The organism is Streptomyces sp. NPDC058576, assembly GCF_042718715.1.
GTDB lineage: Bacteria > Actinomycetota > Actinomycetes > Streptomycetales > Streptomycetaceae > Streptomyces.
In genome coordinates this window covers 25,241-41,911 of the sequence record NZ_JBHXPF010000006.1, presented here as the reverse complement: position 1 = coordinate 41,911, position 16,671 = coordinate 25,241, and the positions used below count along the sequence as shown (strand labels likewise).

Annotated in this window: 13 protein-coding genes and 2 pseudogenes; 5 read left to right on the top strand and 10 right to left on the bottom strand. The window is 68.9% G+C overall.

Annotation, left to right across the window (positions count from 1 at the left end; all coding sequences use genetic code 11):
* Positions 1-141: 141 nt before the first annotated feature.
* From ACFWRV_RS06850 to ACFWRV_RS06835, 4 genes are all read right to left on the bottom strand, one after another.
* Positions 142-1,428 (bottom strand): hypothetical protein, encoded by a 1,287-nt coding sequence (locus tag ACFWRV_RS06850; RefSeq protein WP_384329299.1) that lies wholly within the window; start codon positions 1,426-1,428, stop codon positions 142-144.
* Positions 1,429-1,500: 72 nt separating this feature from the next.
* The gene (locus tag ACFWRV_RS06845; RefSeq protein ID WP_384329296.1) at positions 1,501-3,765 is read right to left on the bottom strand and encodes a transglycosylase domain-containing protein; all 2,265 of its coding nucleotides are present in this window, start codon (positions 3,763-3,765) and stop codon (positions 1,501-1,503) included.
* Positions 3,766-5,095: 1,330 nt separating this feature from the next.
* Positions 5,096-5,833 (bottom strand): ABC transporter permease, encoded by a 738-nt coding sequence (locus tag ACFWRV_RS06840; protein ID WP_384329293.1) that lies wholly within the window; start codon positions 5,831-5,833, stop codon positions 5,096-5,098.
* A 2-nt stretch (positions 5,834-5,835) separates the two neighbouring features.
* On the bottom strand, positions 5,836-6,759 hold the full coding sequence (locus ACFWRV_RS06835) for an ABC transporter ATP-binding protein (protein WP_384329290.1): 924 nt from the start codon (positions 6,757-6,759) through the stop codon (positions 5,836-5,838).
* 109 nt (positions 6,760-6,868) lie between these two features.
* Here ACFWRV_RS06835 and ACFWRV_RS06830 point away from each other — a divergent pair, with 109 nt between their 5' ends.
* The 4 genes and pseudogenes from ACFWRV_RS06830 to ACFWRV_RS06815 all read left to right on the top strand — a co-directional run.
* The gene (locus ACFWRV_RS06830) at positions 6,869-8,086 is read left to right on the top strand and encodes a histidine kinase (protein WP_384329287.1); all 1,218 of its coding nucleotides are present in this window, start codon (positions 6,869-6,871) and stop codon (positions 8,084-8,086) included.
* A 5-nt stretch (positions 8,087-8,091) separates the two neighbouring features.
* Positions 8,092-8,751 (top strand): response regulator, encoded by a 660-nt coding sequence (locus ACFWRV_RS06825; RefSeq protein WP_384329284.1) that lies wholly within the window; start codon positions 8,092-8,094, stop codon positions 8,749-8,751.
* Positions 8,752-9,797: 1,046 nt separating this feature from the next.
* A pseudogene (locus ACFWRV_RS06820) lies at positions 9,798-10,334 on the top strand (methyltransferase domain-containing protein); the annotation flags it as partial.
* Positions 10,335-10,991: 657 nt separating this feature from the next.
* A pseudogene (locus ACFWRV_RS06815) lies at positions 10,992-11,212 on the top strand (IS1380 family transposase); the annotation flags it as partial.
* A gap of 526 nt (positions 11,213-11,738) precedes the next feature.
* On the opposite strand, the gene ACFWRV_RS06810 reads toward ACFWRV_RS06815, so the two are convergent.
* From ACFWRV_RS06810 to ACFWRV_RS06800, 3 genes are all read right to left on the bottom strand, one after another.
* Positions 11,739-12,026 carry a hypothetical protein gene (locus ACFWRV_RS06810; RefSeq protein WP_384329281.1) on the bottom strand — a complete coding sequence of 96 codons (288 nt, stop codon included), beginning with the start codon at positions 12,024-12,026 and terminating at the stop codon, positions 11,739-11,741.
* A gap of 261 nt (positions 12,027-12,287) precedes the next feature.
* A complete protein-coding gene (locus ACFWRV_RS06805; protein ID WP_384329278.1) occupies positions 12,288-13,349 on the bottom strand; it encodes a transposase in 1,062 nt (353 codons plus the stop codon).
* Entirely contained in the window at positions 13,346-13,759 is a 414-nt protein-coding gene (locus ACFWRV_RS06800; RefSeq protein WP_384329795.1) for a transposase family protein, read from the bottom strand. Before ACFWRV_RS06800 ends, ACFWRV_RS06805 begins: the two co-directional genes overlap by 4 nt.
* A gap of 456 nt (positions 13,760-14,215) precedes the next feature.
* Here ACFWRV_RS06800 and ACFWRV_RS06795 point away from each other — a divergent pair, with 456 nt between their 5' ends.
* Positions 14,216-15,001, top strand: coding sequence for a GNAT family N-acetyltransferase (locus tag ACFWRV_RS06795; protein WP_384329275.1), 786 nt, complete (start codon positions 14,216-14,218; stop codon positions 14,999-15,001).
* 273 nt (positions 15,002-15,274) lie between these two features.
* On the opposite strand, the gene ACFWRV_RS06790 is transcribed toward ACFWRV_RS06795, so the two are convergent.
* The 3 genes from ACFWRV_RS06790 to ACFWRV_RS06780 all read right to left on the bottom strand — a co-directional run bounded on the left by ACFWRV_RS06790 (position 15,275) and on the right by ACFWRV_RS06780 (position 16,510).
* The gene (locus tag ACFWRV_RS06790) at positions 15,275-15,490 is read right to left on the bottom strand and encodes a hypothetical protein (protein WP_384329272.1); all 216 of its coding nucleotides are present in this window, start codon (positions 15,488-15,490) and stop codon (positions 15,275-15,277) included.
* A gap of 108 nt (positions 15,491-15,598) precedes the next feature.
* Entirely contained in the window at positions 15,599-16,168 is a 570-nt protein-coding gene (locus ACFWRV_RS06785) for a hypothetical protein (protein WP_384329269.1), read from the bottom strand.
* Positions 16,169-16,246: 78 nt separating this feature from the next.
* Positions 16,247-16,510 carry a cupin domain-containing protein gene (locus tag ACFWRV_RS06780; RefSeq protein ID WP_384329266.1) on the bottom strand — a complete coding sequence of 88 codons (264 nt, stop codon included), beginning with the start codon at positions 16,508-16,510 and terminating at the stop codon, positions 16,247-16,249.
* Between the last annotated feature and the right edge of the window lie 161 nt (positions 16,511-16,671).

The following is a 16,671-nucleotide window of genomic DNA, read 5'->3' as shown; positions in this document are numbered from 1 at the left end:
TCCCTCTTTTCCCGGCATGGGACCGCCGAGCTAAGCGGCATCTTGGCATGCCTGGTGCAGCTGGTGTGAAGGAGGTGGGGCGACTGATGCGAAGAGGTTTCCGAACTGTCACCGCAGGTGGGATCAACGGCGGTTGGCCGCTCACTTCACGACGGTGGACCAGTCCGGCGACTGGGCGGGGTCGAGGCTGCGGAGCCGCTCCAGGGTGGCGGGCTTCTGGACGTCCATCCAGTCGGCGAGCTCCTTGAAGGACACGCACTTGACGTCCTTCTTGGTGCACACCTTCTCTATCATCCGGTCGACGGCCTTCATGTAGATGCCGCCGTTCCACTCTTCGAAGTGGTTGCCGATGAACAGTGGTGCGCGGCTGCCGTAGTAGACGCGGTTGAACCCGGCTATGTAGGTGTCCAGGGTCTCCTGCTGCCATTTCGGGTGCATGGCCGGGTCGCCGTCGGTCTCGCCATCGGACTGGTTGTAGAGGAAGTTGAAGTCCATGGACAGGCCCTGGTACTTGCCGCCCTCGTAGGGAAGCATCTGGAGCGGGAAGTCCCATATGCCGTTCTTCTTCTTCGGCCATATCTGGAAGTCACCGGCGGAGCTCGCGTCGTAGCGCCAGTCGTAGCCCTTGGCGGCCTGGAGGAGATTGGCCTGGCCTTCGAGGCAGGGGGCGCGGCCGCCGGCGACCTCGCGGCGTATGTCGAACGGCAGCGGGTCGAGGTCGGTCCTGCCGGTGTTCGTCTTCCACTTCTCGACGAAGCCGTAGAACTGGTCGATCTCGCTCTTCCACTCGGGCACGCTCCAGTCGCCGCCGCCCTTCGGGCCGCAGAAGTGCCCGTTGAAGTGGGTGCCGATCTCGTTGCCGTCCTTCCAGGCCCCGGTGAGCTGCTCCAGGGTGGTGTAGACGTGCTCGTCGGTGGGGAAGCTGATGGCCGCGCTGCCCCGGGAATGCTGCGGCGGGTCGTACAGGTCCCTCTTGCCCTTGGGCAGCAGGTAGATGCCGGTGAGGAAGAACGTCATGTGGGCGTTGTGCCGGTTGGCCATCTCTCGGTAGTGCGCGAACAGCCCGTCATCACCCTGGAGGGCGCCGTCCCAGGAGAAGACCACGAACTGCGGCGGCTTCTCGCCGGGCTTGAGGGGCCGGGGCTTGAGCTGCCCCTTCTGCGGGCCGGTGTAGGAGGTCGAGCCGTCGCCGATCACCTTGACCTTGCCGTCCCAGGCCGGTTCCCCCGAGGCCCCGGACAGCGGTTGGCGTGGCGAGCGGTTCGTCGCGGACGCGGTCGGGGTGGTGTCGTCGGTCCCGGACAGGGCCAGGTAGCCACCGAGGGTGGAGGCGACGACGACGAGTGCCGCCAGGGCGAGCGTTCGGGGGCGGGCGGGGAGACGGCGGGGTGCGGGGTCCTTGCGGCGTCGGCCCGACGGCTTGTTCATCTGCGGCTCAATCTCTCGGTGGCCTCGATCTGCCGGAGGCGTGGAAGGGGACGGTGTCGGTCGCGCCGGTGGTCAGCCCAGTGGCGTGAGGGCTTTTGACCAGATGCCGTACGGGACGCTGTCGGCGATCGTGCCGCCCAGTCCCTCCAGCGGCAGGGGTTCGAGGCTCTTGGCCAGGTCGATGCGGTAGACGACGACCGCGGTGGACACCTTCTTCTCGGTGCCGACGTACCAGGCGGCGGTGTCGTCCTCGGTGGTGCCTCTCTTTCCGGCTACCGTGCCGCCCGCCTGCGCTGCGGTCTCCGGATAGGCGGTGCGGAAGGCGTCCGTCAGGGCGGACTGCACCTCGGCGGCGGTGTCGGCGTCCACGGCCCGGCGCGCCACCGGGACGTCCGTGGCGACCTCGTGGCCGTTGCGGGTGACCTTGAGGATGGTGTACGGCTCGGTGTGCCGGCCCTCGGCGGCGAAGGTGGTGTAGCCGCTTGCCATCCGGATGGCGCTGGGCCTGGAGCTGCCGGTGGCCAGTGCGGGCACCTGGGCGCCGAGGCTGGAGGGCAGCAGTCCGGCTGCCTTGGCGGTGGCGCGGACCTTGTCCAGTCCGGTGTCCATGCCGAGCTGCATGAAGGTGGTGTTGACGGAGTTCGCGAGGGCGCGGTGCAGGGATATCTGCCCGTAGGATCGCCCGCCGTCGTTCTTCGCGGCGACCTTGCGGCCGCTGCGGTCCCAGTAGGGCCCTTCCGGCGTGGTGACAGGCACCTTGTCGTCGCCGACGTACACCGTCTCGCCCATCACCGGCGCGGGGGCGCTCTCCCGGCTCTTGCGCACGCCGTGTTCCAGGGCGGCGGCGTAGACGAACGGCTGGAAAGCCGATCCGGCGGGCACTGTGGTCGCGTTGGACTCGTTGTAGCCCTGCTTGCGGTGGTCGGGGCCGCCGTGGATGGCCAGGATCCGCCCGTCGACGGCGATGGAGGCGGCGCCGTAATGGATGTGCTTCGCGGCCTTCGGGTTGTCCTTGCGGGCCTTGTCGCGGGCCGTGCCAACGGCCCGGGTGAGCTGGTCCACGCGCCTCTTGTCGAACGTCGTGTAGATCTGGTAGCCGCCGCGGTCGAAGTCCTTGTCGGAGATGTGCGCCGCCTTCTTGGCGTACCGGGTGGCGAGTTCCACCAGGTAGTCGCTCTGCTCACCGGTGCTGTAGAGCGGGTTGCTCTCCAGCACCTTCGGGAAGGTCCGGTAGCCGGCGCGCTCCTCCGGCGACATCTTGCCGATCTTCACCATCCGGTCGAGCGTCCACCGCCACCGCTCCTCCGCGCGGGCGCGGTTGGCCGCGCTGAGCGTCGGATCGTACAGTCCGGCGCCCTTGAGGAGGGTGGCGAGGAAGGCGCCCTCGCTGGCGTTGAGCTCGCTCACGTCCTTGCCGTAATACGCCTGGGCTGCCCGCTGGATGCCGTAGGTGCCGCGGCCGAACCAGCTGGTGTTGAGGTAGCCCTCCAGGATCTCGTCCTTGCTCATCTTGTTGTCGAGCTTGAGAGCCATCATGGCCTCGGTGAACTTGCGGCTGTAGGTCCGCTCCTGGCTGAGGTAGGCGTTCTTGACGTACTGCTGGGTGATGGTCGAGCCGCCCTCGGTGCTGCCCTGTCCGACGGTGCGCAGGAGGGCGCGGGTGAGGCCCTTGGCCGATATGCCGGGGTCGCTGTAGAAGCTCTCGTTCTCGGCGGCGAGCACGGCCCAGCGCACGTCCTCGGGGACGTCGTCCAGCTCCATCTCCTGCCGTTGCACCCAGCCGGCGCGGGCCATGGGGGTGCCGTCGGCCCAGAAGTAGACGGTGTCCTGCTGGGTGGCGAAGGAGTTCAGGTTGTCCGGGATGTCGGTGACGGCGTAGGCGACGGTCAGGGTCAGGACGCTCAGCCCGAACGAGGCGAGGGCCGCGCCCCCGGTCTGCCGCCAGGAGGGTACCCAGCGCTTCCAGCCGTTCTGTCCGGGCCGGGGGTAGTGCGGCCGCACGCGGCGCAGCCAGGGGCCGAGCACGGGGACGACGACGGCGGAGGCGGCGGCGAACGCGGCGGTGAGGCGGGCGGTGGGCGCCGACTTGGGCGCCCTGCGGCTGCGCCGGGTGCCCGACCTGCCGGGTACGGCGTCCTTGGCGTCCGCGCGGCGGGACGCGCGGAATCCGGAGGTGGCCGCCGGGGAGTCGCCGGTTGGTGCGGTCCGTCCGGTTTCGTCCGTGTCGGAGGGTGTGTCGGCGATGTCGTCGGACATCTCGGGCCGCCCTCCGCCGGGTATCGACGGCTCTTCGGCGGGGGTGGTGGGTATGCCGCCCTCGGGTACTCGGAGCTGCATCGTCTCGTCGGGTACGAGCCGCTGCCCGGGGGCACGCCTCTGTGCCGAGGGCCTCGACTCCGAGGAGTCTCCCTCACCTCCCTGAGCGTGCGCTCCCTGCCCTGCCTGGGTCACGATCGGCCTCTCTCCGTACTCCCTACGCGCGCGCAGGCAGTACAGACGTACAAGGGTTTGACCCAGTTACCGTTATGGCGGTCGCAAACCCTGACTTCCCCCCGACCTCACGGGATCGCGGCTCTCAAATTACCAGCGCGCTTCGCACGATCTCCACACGATGTTCGGGCGAATCCGATCACATCATGGCTGACCGCTGCCTGTCGGCCCCGCCTGGCGCCCTTCCCCGGCGCGACGAGCGGCAGGGGCCGGAGGGGCTGGAGGGGCCGAAGAATCGATTCAAGCGATCGGCATCGTCTACGACGACCTCGGCCGTACCACCACCCAGGCCGACAGGGTCCGCGTGCCGCCACGGCCATCCAATCGACAAAAGTCGGACCAAGACCCGGCCGACTGGATGTCGCCTCAACCCGGAAGCCCAGTGCCGGTACGTGGGGGAGTGATGGCAACCGCGCTCCGCTGGGAGTGCACCGCGGATGACCATGAACTGAAGGCGCTGAAGGTGCGCGGCGAGGGTTCGTGCGGGGACACCATCGTCCGTTAAGCACGGTTCGCCTGACCACTCGTCTGCTGAGAGCGGAGGGAGGGTGGGCACGAGTGCCTCCCTGGGCCAGAAGTTCCTTTCCTGCTCTCCGGTAAGGGCAGCTGGGCGTCCCGGCAACAACTTTCGTCAACCTTGAGTGATCTGCGTCACAGCCCTTCGTGCTCGTGGTCCTCGATGTTCTCCTTCCAGTTCCAAGGCAGTGGGGCCTCCGGCAGCGGGTGGCCTGTGCGCCGGGGCGAATGTCGGCCCAGCGAGGCATGGAGGGCGGTCGAATCAGGGTGAACTGACAGACGTTCGGCGGTCGCTTCGGACAGCTGGTCGTTCTCAGGGCGTGCGGATGACAGCTCCGGAGACGAATCACTGCACCAAGGCGGCGGGCGAAACGGGCGAGTGCCCTGGCGAGGTCCTGGTCTTCGCGCAAGGCGGCTACCTCTCATGGCTGGAGGTCTGCTCTTGGAGCGATGACGTCGAGGTAGATCTCGCCGCAGCGCGGCGCTGGCTACAGCCACCGTCCTGAGCCTGCCGCCCCCGTACTGGGCTGGAAACGAGCGGAAGGTCAACTGGCTGTTGGCCCGGTTGAGTTGATCTTCAAGATAACGCCTCTGGCCTGCCACAGGATGTGGAAGGCCAGAGGCACGCAGGTCTCACCGAGCGCCTCCCGCCCCGCGCGACCTACGCGTCCCTTTGCCTCAGAGACCACCACCCTGCCACCACCGCCGCGCCCGCCCACAGTGCCGTCACTCCAAGGCCTGCCAACGGCGCCAGGTCACTCGGCGGGTCCATATACAGGACTTGCTGTCCTGCGCGGTCGGGGAGGTAGTCGGCGACGGAACCCGACGTCTCGCCCAGGACCATGGAGACGATGAGGATGAACGGGATCAGGATGCTGAGCACGGCGAGGCCGCTGCGCAGCACCGCCGTCAGGCCGGCCGCGAAGAGCGCCATCAGCGCGAGGTAGACGGCCCCGCCCAGGCAGGCGCGCAGCGCCTCCCCGTCGCTCAGGCTCAGCGCCGCGTCGCCCAGGAAGGCGCTGCCGCCCAGGAACGACACGAACGTCGTCACCAGGCCCATCGCCAGCGCGAGACCGGCCACGTTCGCGAGCTTCGCCGCGTAGAACAGGCCCCGGTTCGGCACCACCGTCAGCGACGCGCGGATGGCTCCCCCCTGGTACTCGGACGACAGGGCCATCGTGCCGAAGGAGATCGCCGCGATCTGGCCCAGGTTGAGGCCGAGGAAGACGGAGAAGAGCGGGTCGAAGTCGGCGCTGCCCGTCTCGGAGTCGCCGGTCGCCGCGTTGGCCGCGACGGCGAAGCCGGCCGTCAGCAGGAAGACGGCCAGCAGCGACCACGCAGTTCCGCGCAGGGTCCTGATCTTGATCCACTCGGAGCGGACTACGGCTGCGGTGGACATGGTCAGGCCTCCTGCGGGGCTCGTGCGGAGAATTCCGTGGCGGCAGCGGTGAGGTCGAGGTAGGCCTGCTCCAACGTAGCCTCTTCGGCAGCGAGTTCGAGAAGAATGATGCCCTCCTGGGCGGCCAGCGGGCCGATGGCGTCGATCTCGGCGTCGTCGATCAGCATGCGTCCGTCGTCCGACTCGACGGGGGTGTGGCCGTGCCGCAGCAGCACCTCGCGCAGCCGTGCGGGCTCCGTCGTTCGGACGCGGACACGCGGTTTGACGCGGGCCGCGATGAAGTCCTTCGTCGGCGTGTCCGCCAGCAGCCTGCCCTTGCCCAGGACGATCAGGTGGTCGGCGAAGGAGGCCGTCTCGCCCATCAGATGGCTGGAGACCAGCACGGTGCGGTTTTCCCGCGCGAGGCGGCGAATCAGCTCGCGGATCCAGATGATGCCCTCGGGGTCGAGGCCGTTCGACGGCTCGTCGAGCAGCAGCACCTGGGGGTCGCCGAGCAGGGCCGCGGCGATGCCAAGGCGCTGGCGCATGCCGAGGGAGAACGTCTTCACCCGGCGGGACGCCGCGCTCGCGATGCCCGTCAGTTCCAGGACCTCGTCCACCCGCCGGTCGGGGATGCGGTTGCTCGCGGCGAGAGCCAGAAGGTGGCTGCGGGCGGTGCGGGAACCGTGCGGCGCCTGGGCGTCGAGGAGGGCGCCCACATGCCGCAGGGGCTCGTCGAGCTGCGTGAACGGGCGGCCGCCGATCGTCGCCGTGCCGGAGCTCGGGCGGTCAAGGCCGAGCATGAGGCGCATGGTGGTGGACTTGCCCGCGCCGTTGGGGCCGAGGAACCCGGTGACCTGGCCGGGCCGGACGGAGAAGGTGAGGTGGTCGACCGCGCGCACCTGTCCGTAGACCTTGGTCAGGTCCTCCACATCGATGGCTGTCATGGTGACGACGATGCCGTCCAGAGGAGGGTGTCTGCTTCCCCCGGCGGAGGGAACGTCCTCCCCCACGTGGGGGAGGCAACTCTTCTACCTCGCTGGGATCATGGCCCTCATGAGGCGTCTCGATCGGCTGCTGCGGCCCGTGTCGCGTGCGGTCACGTACACCCGGTGGCTGCACCTGTTCATGGGCGCGGTGGCCGCCGTGGCGGTGCTCGGGGTGGTCTTCCCGGGCCTTGATGACCCCAGCGCGGACATGTGGCTGCTGCTCTTCGTGCCGTTCCCGCTGCTCGCGCTCGCCGCGCTCATCCCCGGCACCCGGGTCGCCGAGACGATGCAGGCGCGGCTGCTGCTCTACCCCGGGCCGCGGGCACCGCACGAGTATCCGGCGCCGGAGATCGCCGGTTCGCCCTCGGCCTCGTGGGGCGACCGGTGGCGGGTCTTCGTGTGGCTGACCCTGCGGCTGTGGCTCGGCTTCGGGGTCACCGTGGTCACGCTCAACGGCATCGTACTGACGCTGGGTCTGCTGATGCCTCCCCTCTGGCCGCCGTTCGGGCCTGCGCCCATGCTGCTGCCCGAGCGATGGGGGTGGTGGTACCCGCTGCTGGCCCCGGTGTCCGGCGCCGCGCTGGTCGCCGTCGTATGGGGGGCCGGCGCGCTGATGGCCGACCTCGCACCCCGGCTGCTCGGCCCGTCCCCGGCGGAGCAGCTCGCGGAACTTGAGGAGCGGACCGAGCGGTTGCTGGAGCGCACGCGGCTCGCCCGCGAGCTGCACGACACCATCGGGCACGCGCTCACCATCGCCGTGGTTCAGGCGGGCGCGGCGCGCGCGGCCGGGACGCCGGAGTTCACCGACCGGGCACTGGCCGCCATCGAGGACACCGGGCGCGAGGCGCTGTCCGAACTGGACCGGGTGCTCAGGCTGTTGCGCCAGGACGCCGACCCGACGGCGCAGCGGCCCACGCTCGCGCACGCCGGACGGCTGGTGGAGTCGGCGCGCGGGGCCGGGGCCGACGTGACCTCCCGGATCAGCGGGGACCTCGACGCCGTGCCCGGGCCGGTCTCGCGCGAGGGCTACCGGATGCTGCAGGAGTGCCTCACCAATGTGCTGCGGCACGCGGGCTCGGTGCCGGTGACCGTGCGGATCGAGGTCCTCGACGGCTTGCTGGAGTTGGAGGTGCACAACAAGCAGCTGGCCGAGTCCGGCGGGTCCCGCGGCGGCGGCTCCGGGCTGCGCGGGCTGCGCGAGCGGGCCCTCCTGCTCGGCGGTGCGGCCGCGTACGGGCCGTGCGACGGGATGTGGCGGGTGCACGTCACCCTGCCGCTACAGTGACCGGCATGCCGATCACCGTCCTGCTCGTCGACGACGACGCGCTCGTACGCGCCGGGCTGCGCGCCATCCTGGAGGCGCAGCCCGACATCGAGGTCGTCGGTGAGGCGGCGGACGGCGCGGCCGTCATTCCCCTGGTGCGGAAGGTGAAGCCGGACGTCGTCGCCATGGACGTACGCATGCCGCTGATGGACGGCATCGAGGCGACCCGGGCCGTGCTGCGGACGGTAACCGACCCGCCGAGGATCCTCGTCATCACCACGTTCGAGGAGGACGAGTACGTCTACGGGGCGCTGCGCGCCGGCGCCGACGGGTTTCTGCTGAAACGCGCCCGGCCCACCGAGATCGTGCACGCGGTGCGGATCGTCGCCGAAGGCGAGTCGTTGCTCTTCCCGCCCGCGCTGCGCTCCCTCGCCGCCGCGCACAGCAACGAATCGGCGCGGCGCGCACTGGAGAAGGCCGCGCTCACCGAACGCGAGGGCCAGGTGCTGCAGTTCGTCGCTCGCGGCCTGACGAACGCGGAGATCGCCGCCGAGCTGCACCTGGGCACCGAGACGGTGAAGACGCACGTAAGCGCGGTGCTGGCGAAGCTCGGCGCGCGCGACCGCGTCCAGGCCGTGATCACGGCGTACGAGTCGGGCTTTATCACCGCGGGGGCGGACGAGTAGCGGCCCCCGGCCGCGCGGTGGCCCACGGGCAGCGCCGGGAGGGGCACTTGACCGTGTAGTCCGGTGACAGAACCGCGCCCGCCCGCGGGGCTGGCCTCATTGTCCATCGAGCCCACGATGCGATACACGAGGAAGCAGATGAGCGGTGTGGAGGAACTCCCGGAGGACTGCACCACGGTGGATCTGGCCGACCCCTGTTCTTCCAGCTCCACGACCAATACGAGCTGTGGCGCCGACTCCGGGCCAAGAACCCGGTGTTCTGGACGGAGCCCGGCGAGGGCCGGCCGGGATTCTGGTCGATTACGCGCTTCGAGGACGTGCAGCGCGTCTACCGCGACAACCGGCGGTTCACCTCCGAGCGCGGCAACGTGCTCACCACGCTGCTCGTGGGCGGCGACTCGGCGGCGGGAAAGATGCTCGCGGTCAGCGACGGCGAGCGCCATCGGGAGCTGCGCAACGTCATGTTGAAGGCGTTCTCGCCCCGGTTCCTGCGGTCCGTGGAGCACCGGGTGCGGGACATGGCCGACCGGCTGATCTGTGAAGTGGTGGCGCGGGGAGGCGACTTCGCGACGGACGTTGCGGACAAGATCCCGATGGGGACGATCTGTCATCTGCTGGGAGTTCCGGAGAGCGACCAGGCGTACCTGCTGACCCTCACCAAGTCCGCGCTGAGCTCGGAGCACGAGGACGGGACCGAAGAGGCCGCCGTACGCGCGCGCAACGAAATCCTCCTCTACTTCCTGGACCTCCTGGACGGCATCAGGAAGACGCCCCGCGAGGGCGCCATCGCCGCCCTCGCGGACGGAGCGGTCGGGGGCCGGCCGCTCACGGCGGAGGAGATCGCCTTCAACTGCTACAGCCTCGTCATCGGCGGGGACGAGACGAGCCGACTCTCCATGATCGGCTCGGTCCACGCGCTGGCGGAGCACCCGGAGCAGTGGAAGCTGCTGCGCGCGGGGGAGGTGGGGACGGGCACTGCCGTGGACGAGGTGCTGCGGTGGACTACCCCGGCCATGCTGCTCGAGCGCCCCTGGATCGTGGCCACGGCGCACCAGAGCTTCGGCTGTTCGGTGGAAGGTGTGACCCTGTCGGCCAAACAGGCCGACTTCGCCAATGGGCGCGCCGCGGAGCTGGGCATCGACGACCACGTCCGCGCCACGGTCTGCAACATGCTCTCCATGCCCTTCGCGACTGGTTCGGCCGCGGCCTCGTGGAACAACGAGTCGAGCATGTACGTGGACCTGGACGACCTGTTCGCCGAGCACTCCCGCGTCCTGGAGGTCGGCGGCCGCTACGTGACCATCACCGGCTGCTGGAACCCGCGCTACGGTCAGCCGTCGAAGTGGGTTTCGCAGATCAATGCGCACTTCGAGTGCAACATCCACTCGCGCCGGGAGTACCTGCGCGCCATGGCCGACAACCGTCTCGTGCCGCAGGCGGTGATCGACCTCACCCCCGACACCTTGCCCTACTGGGAGCTGCGGGCCACGTCCTCACTGGTCACGGGAATCGAGGACGCGTTCATCAATTCTTACCGGGACGGATCCTTCCAGTACGTCCTCATCGCGGCCGACCGCGTCTGACGGTTCCCTGCCTATGGCCAGGCCGGCACCAGGGAGCCTCCCGGCGCCGACCGGCCATGTCGAGTCCGGCACGAGGCGGCCCGGCCGCCGGGCCACGTCGGGCAGGCCATGGAACGGGTCCTGCCCTGCCCGACGTGGCCACAGCGCACCGCGGCCCGCTGCCGCAGAGCGCTGTGGCCACCTTCACGATTGAGGGCGCGCGGCCACGGGCGGGTGCGCATCATCGCCCGCGGTGCTCTCTGGCCCGCGCCCGGGAGAACCCGGCCGAATCAGCATCGAAGAGGTAACCTCGGCCGAAAAGTGAAACTCCCGGCCGCGAGCCGCCACGTCGGTCCGAGCGCGCTCAGCGTCCGGGAGCCCGGCAGCGTCGCAAGTCCACCCTGCTGGCGCGGCAACTGTCTGCAGGTTCCCGCAGTCCCGGCGCGGCCTGTTCAGCCTCGGGTTACGGCTCTCGCGGTGGATGGTGCATCCGCAGCCTCCGACATGCGCACGGGCCATGCAGCGCGCCCGGCTGGGTGCAGACGTACCAACCTAGCCTCCCGCTATCGCGAGTGTGAGAGCCCGAGGCTTGGTCGAAGGAGCGAACAGCGGCGCTGACCTGGGAAGATGGGACTTGTCTAGGGTCCTGTTCGTCGCAGAGAGAGCTGCACTCCTCAGATGAAGAAGCGCGTCGGGTCGTACCCGTGTGTGCGTGTCGGGGGCGCGGTCGTGGAGTGGCGGGGCAAGCCATGTCCGTGCGGCTGGTGGAGACGGCTCGCAGGGTTGGCCTGGACGTGGCGATCTCGGCGGCGTCGGCACCGTGGCGCAAGCCGCGGGCAGTACATGATCCGGGCGAGATCCTGCTGGACGTGGCGCTCGCGGTCGCACTCGGCGGGGAGGGCCGTCGCAGTTCGAATCCGGGGCGATGAGTGGGAGGGGGCTCCGTGTTCACGGTGTCCTCCGTCTGGGCGGCCAGTTGCTACTGGTGCTTGAGAATGCGCCGGATCCCGGGCCGTTACGGCCCCGGACGGGCGAATATCTCGAACGTGAATACGAGTCCCGCTCTGCGGCAGGAGTCACCTGCCTGGTCACTTGTGACTTCACACGTTCGAGTGGTTGGCGACGTGCGGCACTCGATCGGGGGCTTGCGCGGCACCCCGCAAACCTGTGGCGGGGAAGGCGGCGACCGGCGCGGAGGACGGGTCGTGGTGAATGCTGTTGCTCCTTCCGATGCCCGCCGGAAGGCCGCGTGAGGCTGATGTTGATGTCTGCGTGCCGTGGTGAGGCCGTCGCTCGCCCGGTTTGCCGCGGGACTATCGGTGAGTGGCTTTGTCAGCGAGTTACGGGTTCTGGCACAGATCTTGGGAAACCGTCGCGGAGAGTGACTCTTTGTTCGGTTGCCGGGGGGCGCGAGCCCGAGGCCCGTCAGCGTTCACGCATTCTGGTCCACCACCAGCCGAACACCGCCAGTTCGATGTAGTTGGGTTCCGGCAGGGTACGGCGCTTGAATTCCGCGTCGATGCGTGTGATCAGCCGTCCCAAGTCCCTCTGGGCTCCAGGTGGAAGGTGCAGCATCGCCCGCTCCAGATCGTCACGAGCGTCTTCCACCTCTATCCCGGGCGAACAGACCTCGGACGCGTTCAGGTAGCGACCAGGCTGCTTGAAGACCCACTCGAAGCGAAAGAGCGCGTTAGCGACCGCGTTGGGCCGCATCTCCTGGTCTTCGACCCGGCGGATTGCTGCACGAGTCCGCGCGGAGACGCCGGGGACCCTCAGGACCGGATACTGCCATCGTGGCCGCCACTGCTCTGCACGGACGGCCTTGGGACGCCTACGCGGCATTGCCCTTTCGGATCAACATAAGGTCATCCTGTCACGGCTGGGCCCCTGCATGGCCCCCGTCCACACGCTCGCCTGCGTCAAATGCTCCTGCTTCTCGGTTCTCGCGCAAATCTTGAGGGGCGTCTTGGAGCGCTACTGGAGCAGGATCAGTTTGCGTAGGAGTTCGAATCCGGCCCGGCCGTAGAGCTGCCGCTTGATCTTCTTGATGCCGTTGACGGCGCCCTCGATGCTGCCGGAACTCCAGTCGAGAGTGAGGCCGGCGGTCACGGCGTCGAGGTCTCGGTTCAGGTGGAGTGCAAAACCGGTGAGCCCGGGCAGCCGGCTGGCGTCGACGGCGTCGATCCAGGCAGGGAGCGTGGTGCCGCGGCGGCCGGTGAGCATCTCGACGAAGTCCCGGACGTGTCCGGCTGCCGTGTCCAGTTCGGGGCAGCGGCCCAGGACGTCCTTCAGGCCGGCTCGGTCCTCCTCGCTCAGGGGCATGGGATGCCGGGTGAGCCAGCCGGTCACCTGCCGCACCGTCGGCGGCCGCGTCGGTGCGGCGGGCGGAGCCCCGCGCAAGGTGGCGATGTGCGCGCGGACCATGCCGTAGGTGACCGGAGCCTGCTCGGCGACCAGCTCGCCTTGGAGCTGGGTGACGCTGGTGCGTCCCTCGGCGAATCGCCGTTCCAGGTTGGGCTTGTAGGGGTCCAGTCTGTTGGGCCGAGGCCGGTTCTCGCGGATGGTGTCCTGCCAGCGTGCTGCGTTCGCGTACCGGAGCACGGTGTTCAGGCCCCAGCCCAGGTGCCGGGCGATCGCCCGACGTGAGTGGCCCTGGACGAGCATCTCGTGGACCAGGGCGTGTGCTGCCTTCTTTCGCGCGGCCCGCCGACGGGCGGGCTCCGCGTCGTCTTGCGATCGCCCTGAAGTCGGTCGGGTGGCCTCGGGCAGCGTGCCGGTGGGCGCCGGGGTGCGCAGGCAGTCGCGGTGGGCGGCGACGCAGGTCTCCACGGCCCGGCTCAAGCCGTGCCACAGATGGAACCGGTCGGCAACCTGCCAAGCGTCGGGTGCACCGCGCCGGGCGCCCTCGGCGTAGGCGCCAGCCCGGTCCCGGCAGATGATCTTCACGCCTGGGTGCTGGATCAGCCAGGCGGCCAGTGGCCCGGCTTCGCGGGTCGGGAGCACATCGACCACGCGATGGCCTTCGACGCTGGTCAAGACCGTGGAGTAGGTCTGGCCGCGGCGGATCGCGAAGTCGTCACGCCCAGCACACGCGGTGTGCTGAACCGTGGATCGGGCAATGCCATGACCCTGCGTAACAAGGTCATCCGTCCCGCACCGAAGCCGAGCTGGGCCGCCAGCCGAGCGCCGGCTCGTCCCGCCAGGGCGAGCCCCACTCGTTCCAGGGCGTGGTTGAGCCGTGTGGTGAACCGCGCGTACGGCGCGGCCAGCCGGGAGCACGACTCGCCGAATGTCCGGCGCGGACAGTCCGCCGACCCGCAGATGAAGCGCCGGACCGTCAGCCGGATCACAAAGCCCTGATCAGCGAGCGGAAGGTCGTTCAGCCTGCGCTGGTAACGGTCGTGGACTCGGTCGGCGAAGCAGCCGCAGTTGGGACACGCCGCCACGGCCGTGCGACCTCTCGCCACCACCTCGACCGTGCCGAACGCGGCCGTAACCGCTTCGACACCTCCACCTCGTCGATCCCGTCGAACACCAGCGAATCCCAGAACGGTGCATCGGTCTGCATGACCAGCACCATCGCTGTCCACGGCCAGCCAGAGCAACGAACGAAATGCACCTGAGGGAGCGTCACTTCCGGCCGTCGGACACCAAGGCGTACGCCGTCTCGCATGAGCCAGTCGCTCGCAATCGAACACCGATGTCACGCTCCGCGACGGTTCCCCAAGTCTTGTGCCAGAACCGAGAAATGACGGCACTGTGTGAATGCGACATGGAGCCGGCCAGAACCCGCAGGGCGGCTGGGCGGCGAGGCGGGTAGCAACAGTGGGAGAGCGCAGCCCTGATGTTCGCGCGGTTTCGACTGACGTCTAATCACTTGACCCGGTCCATACGGTGTTCGGGTGAAGGACACTCTGATCAACGAACTGCGCACCGCGTACGACGCCCAACTCCGTGGTGTCACCCCGCCTGGCGGCAACGCTCGCATCGAAATGGACGGCCCGTTGACCCGTGTCGTCGGGTGGCACCGTGGTTTCGTCACGGGCCCACGCGACCTTGGCGTGTGCGGGGCAGAACTCGACACACTCATAGCGCGGCAGCGTGACTTCTACGCTGCCCGTGGTGAGGCCGTCGAATGGAAGACTCGCGCCCATGATCTCCCCACCGACCTCACCGACCGACTAACGTCGGCCGGCTTCGTCGCCGAGGACAGCGAGACCGTACTCATCGGGCAGTCCGCCGACCTGGCCGCCGACCCCGTCCTGCCCAAAGGCGTGACCCTCCGCCGTGTCACCGCCAGATCAGACCTTAAGCGCATCGCCGCTATGGAAAGCGCCGTCTGGGGCGAGGACTGGAGTTGGCTCGCCGGCGACCTGGCCGCCCGGATCGAGAACGCGCCAGAGAACACCATCGTCCTTGTCGCCGAGGCACGCACCGAAGTCGTCTGCGCCGCCTGGCTGGTGTTCAAGGAAGGCATCGACTTCGGCGGCCTCTGGGGCGGCTCAACGCTCAAGGAATGGCGCGGACAGGGCATCTACCGGGCCATGGTTGCCCACCGAGCCCAACTCGCTGCCGCCCGCGATGTCCCCTACGTCTACGTCGACGCCTCAGCCGACAGCGCCCCGATCCTCACCCGCAGTGGACTGCATGCGGTCACCACGACGACGCCGTATGTGTGGTCGCCCTGAGCTCAGCCGGCCACCCCGAGCGCGGCGGCCGAGCTGTGCCTGGCCGCCGTGCCGTACTTCGCGCCCGGTCACTCTGGCCAGCGCCGACCTCGACGGAACGCCCGGTGGTGAGCAGAGCACCCTGTAACCCCAGCTTCCCGCCGATCGGCGGGAAGCTGCGAGCCTCTGACCTGTTTTACTAGCTCGTCAGGTGCGGCCCAGGGCCGTCACGGCATGCTGACCGTCGTGGGGATTCGCTGACCGGCCGCCCGCATCCGTGCGGGGCCGGGGTGTTCAGGGGCGGTCGATGATCTGTACGCACGCCGTGCGGCTGGATCCCTGGTAGCGGGCGCAGAGTTTGCCGTCCGGGAGGGCGCCGGGGGCGAAGGTGGCGATGAGCTGGCCGCGTGAGCGGCGGGCGGTGAGGGTGTAGCTGTGGCCGCCGGGCTCGGTGATGTGGACCGTCGCGGACGCCTTGTCCCGTGGGGGGTTGGCCCAGGCCCTGGTCACCCTCCCGGGGGTTCTCGCTGCCCGACGGGCCGTTGGTGGAGATGCAGACCTGCGGGCCGGAGAAGTGGTGTTCCGTGTCAAGTCCGAGCGTGTTGTGCTGGTAGCCCCTCAGAGCCCGGCCGGGTGGCTGGAGAGCCAGGAGGAGTGCCGGTCGCGAAGCCGGTCCCGCTCTTCGGCCGTGGGGAGGAGAACGTCTGCACCGCCGTCATAGGGATGGTAGATGCGCTCCATTCGGGCGTCGGCGATGAGGACACCAGCCGTCTTGTAGTCCGCAACCTCACGAAGCAGGGCGTCGACGCATCCGTGCTGCCAGGGCCGGCGGGCGGCGAAGAGGTGAGAGTAGGTACGGAACTCCGGGTCTGGATCGTCCTGCGTCAGCAAGGTCTGCCAGTAGTCCGCGTCCGGCTGGTGCTCAGGAACGTCGGGCTCCGCTGTCCAAGCGGACGTGATCACAAAGACGTCTTTGCTGGCGAACAGCTCGTCCAGGACAGTGTTGTAGCGTTCCAGGATGACGGCGTACTCGTTCTCGTCATCGGCGTACCGCTTCGAGCCTGGCAGGCTGTGGAAACGCACCCACACATCTCGATACCAGTCGCGGAGCATGTAGCCGATGGGAGGACACGCGGGCCAGCGCTGCTGCCACATTTCTGTCAACGCCATCTGTTCGTTCCCAGACACCTGCGGCACTCATCCTTTCGCCCGGCTGTGCATCAGCAAGCATGATGTCTGCGGTTGATCATCGAAGGAAGCGATTTGCTACTGATGCCGGGCGGCTTCGCCGAGCAGGCTGTCCTGCGGCGGAAGCTGGGCTTCGATGATGAGCACGGTCATGCCCGTGTCGGTCCAGGTCTCGTGTTCCTCGCCGGCAGCCCAACAGGCGGCCTGGCCCTGAGCCAGAGCCTTGGGTTCGCCGTCCGTGCCGCTTGTCCAGCCCTGGCCGTCCGTGACGATGAGGACCTGGGGAACTGGCGCGACATGCCGGCCAAGGCGTCCCCCTGGGGCGATGTCCATGATGTTCACGGAGGCAGGGCCGCCTCCGCCGTGGACACGGACGCGTCGGACACCGCTGCTGCCGTAGGCGCTCGTCTCCGTGCCAGCGATCGCGTTGAAGTTGAGGATCTTCAGGGGTGATTCTGCCGACGCTCGGGCTGTCGCGGGGAATCACGGCGAATATGGCAGCA

What these genes read in the sequence shown, in the direction of transcription:
- ACFWRV_RS06850 (WP_384329299.1), bottom strand. Translation starts at nt 1,428, where the DNA reads ATGAACAAGCCGTCGGGCCGACGCCGCAAGGACCCCGCACCCCGCCGT.
- ACFWRV_RS06845 (WP_384329296.1), bottom strand. Translation starts at nt 3,765, where the DNA reads ATGCAGCTCCGAGTACCCGAGGGCGGCATACCCACCACCCCCGCCGAA.
- ACFWRV_RS06840 (WP_384329293.1), bottom strand. Translation starts at nt 5,833, where the DNA reads ATGTCCACCGCAGCCGTAGTCCGCTCCGAGTGGATCAAGATCAGGACC.
- ACFWRV_RS06835 (WP_384329290.1), bottom strand. Translation starts at nt 6,759, where the DNA reads ATGACAGCCATCGATGTGGAGGACCTGACCAAGGTCTACGGACAGGTG.
- ACFWRV_RS06830 (WP_384329287.1), top strand. Translation starts at nt 6,869, where the DNA reads ATGAGGCGTCTCGATCGGCTGCTGCGGCCCGTGTCGCGTGCGGTCACG.
- ACFWRV_RS06825 (WP_384329284.1), top strand. Translation starts at nt 8,092, where the DNA reads ATGCCGATCACCGTCCTGCTCGTCGACGACGACGCGCTCGTACGCGCC.
- ACFWRV_RS06810 (WP_384329281.1), bottom strand. Translation starts at nt 12,026, where the DNA reads ATGCGGCCCAACGCGGTCGCTAACGCGCTCTTTCGCTTCGAGTGGGTC.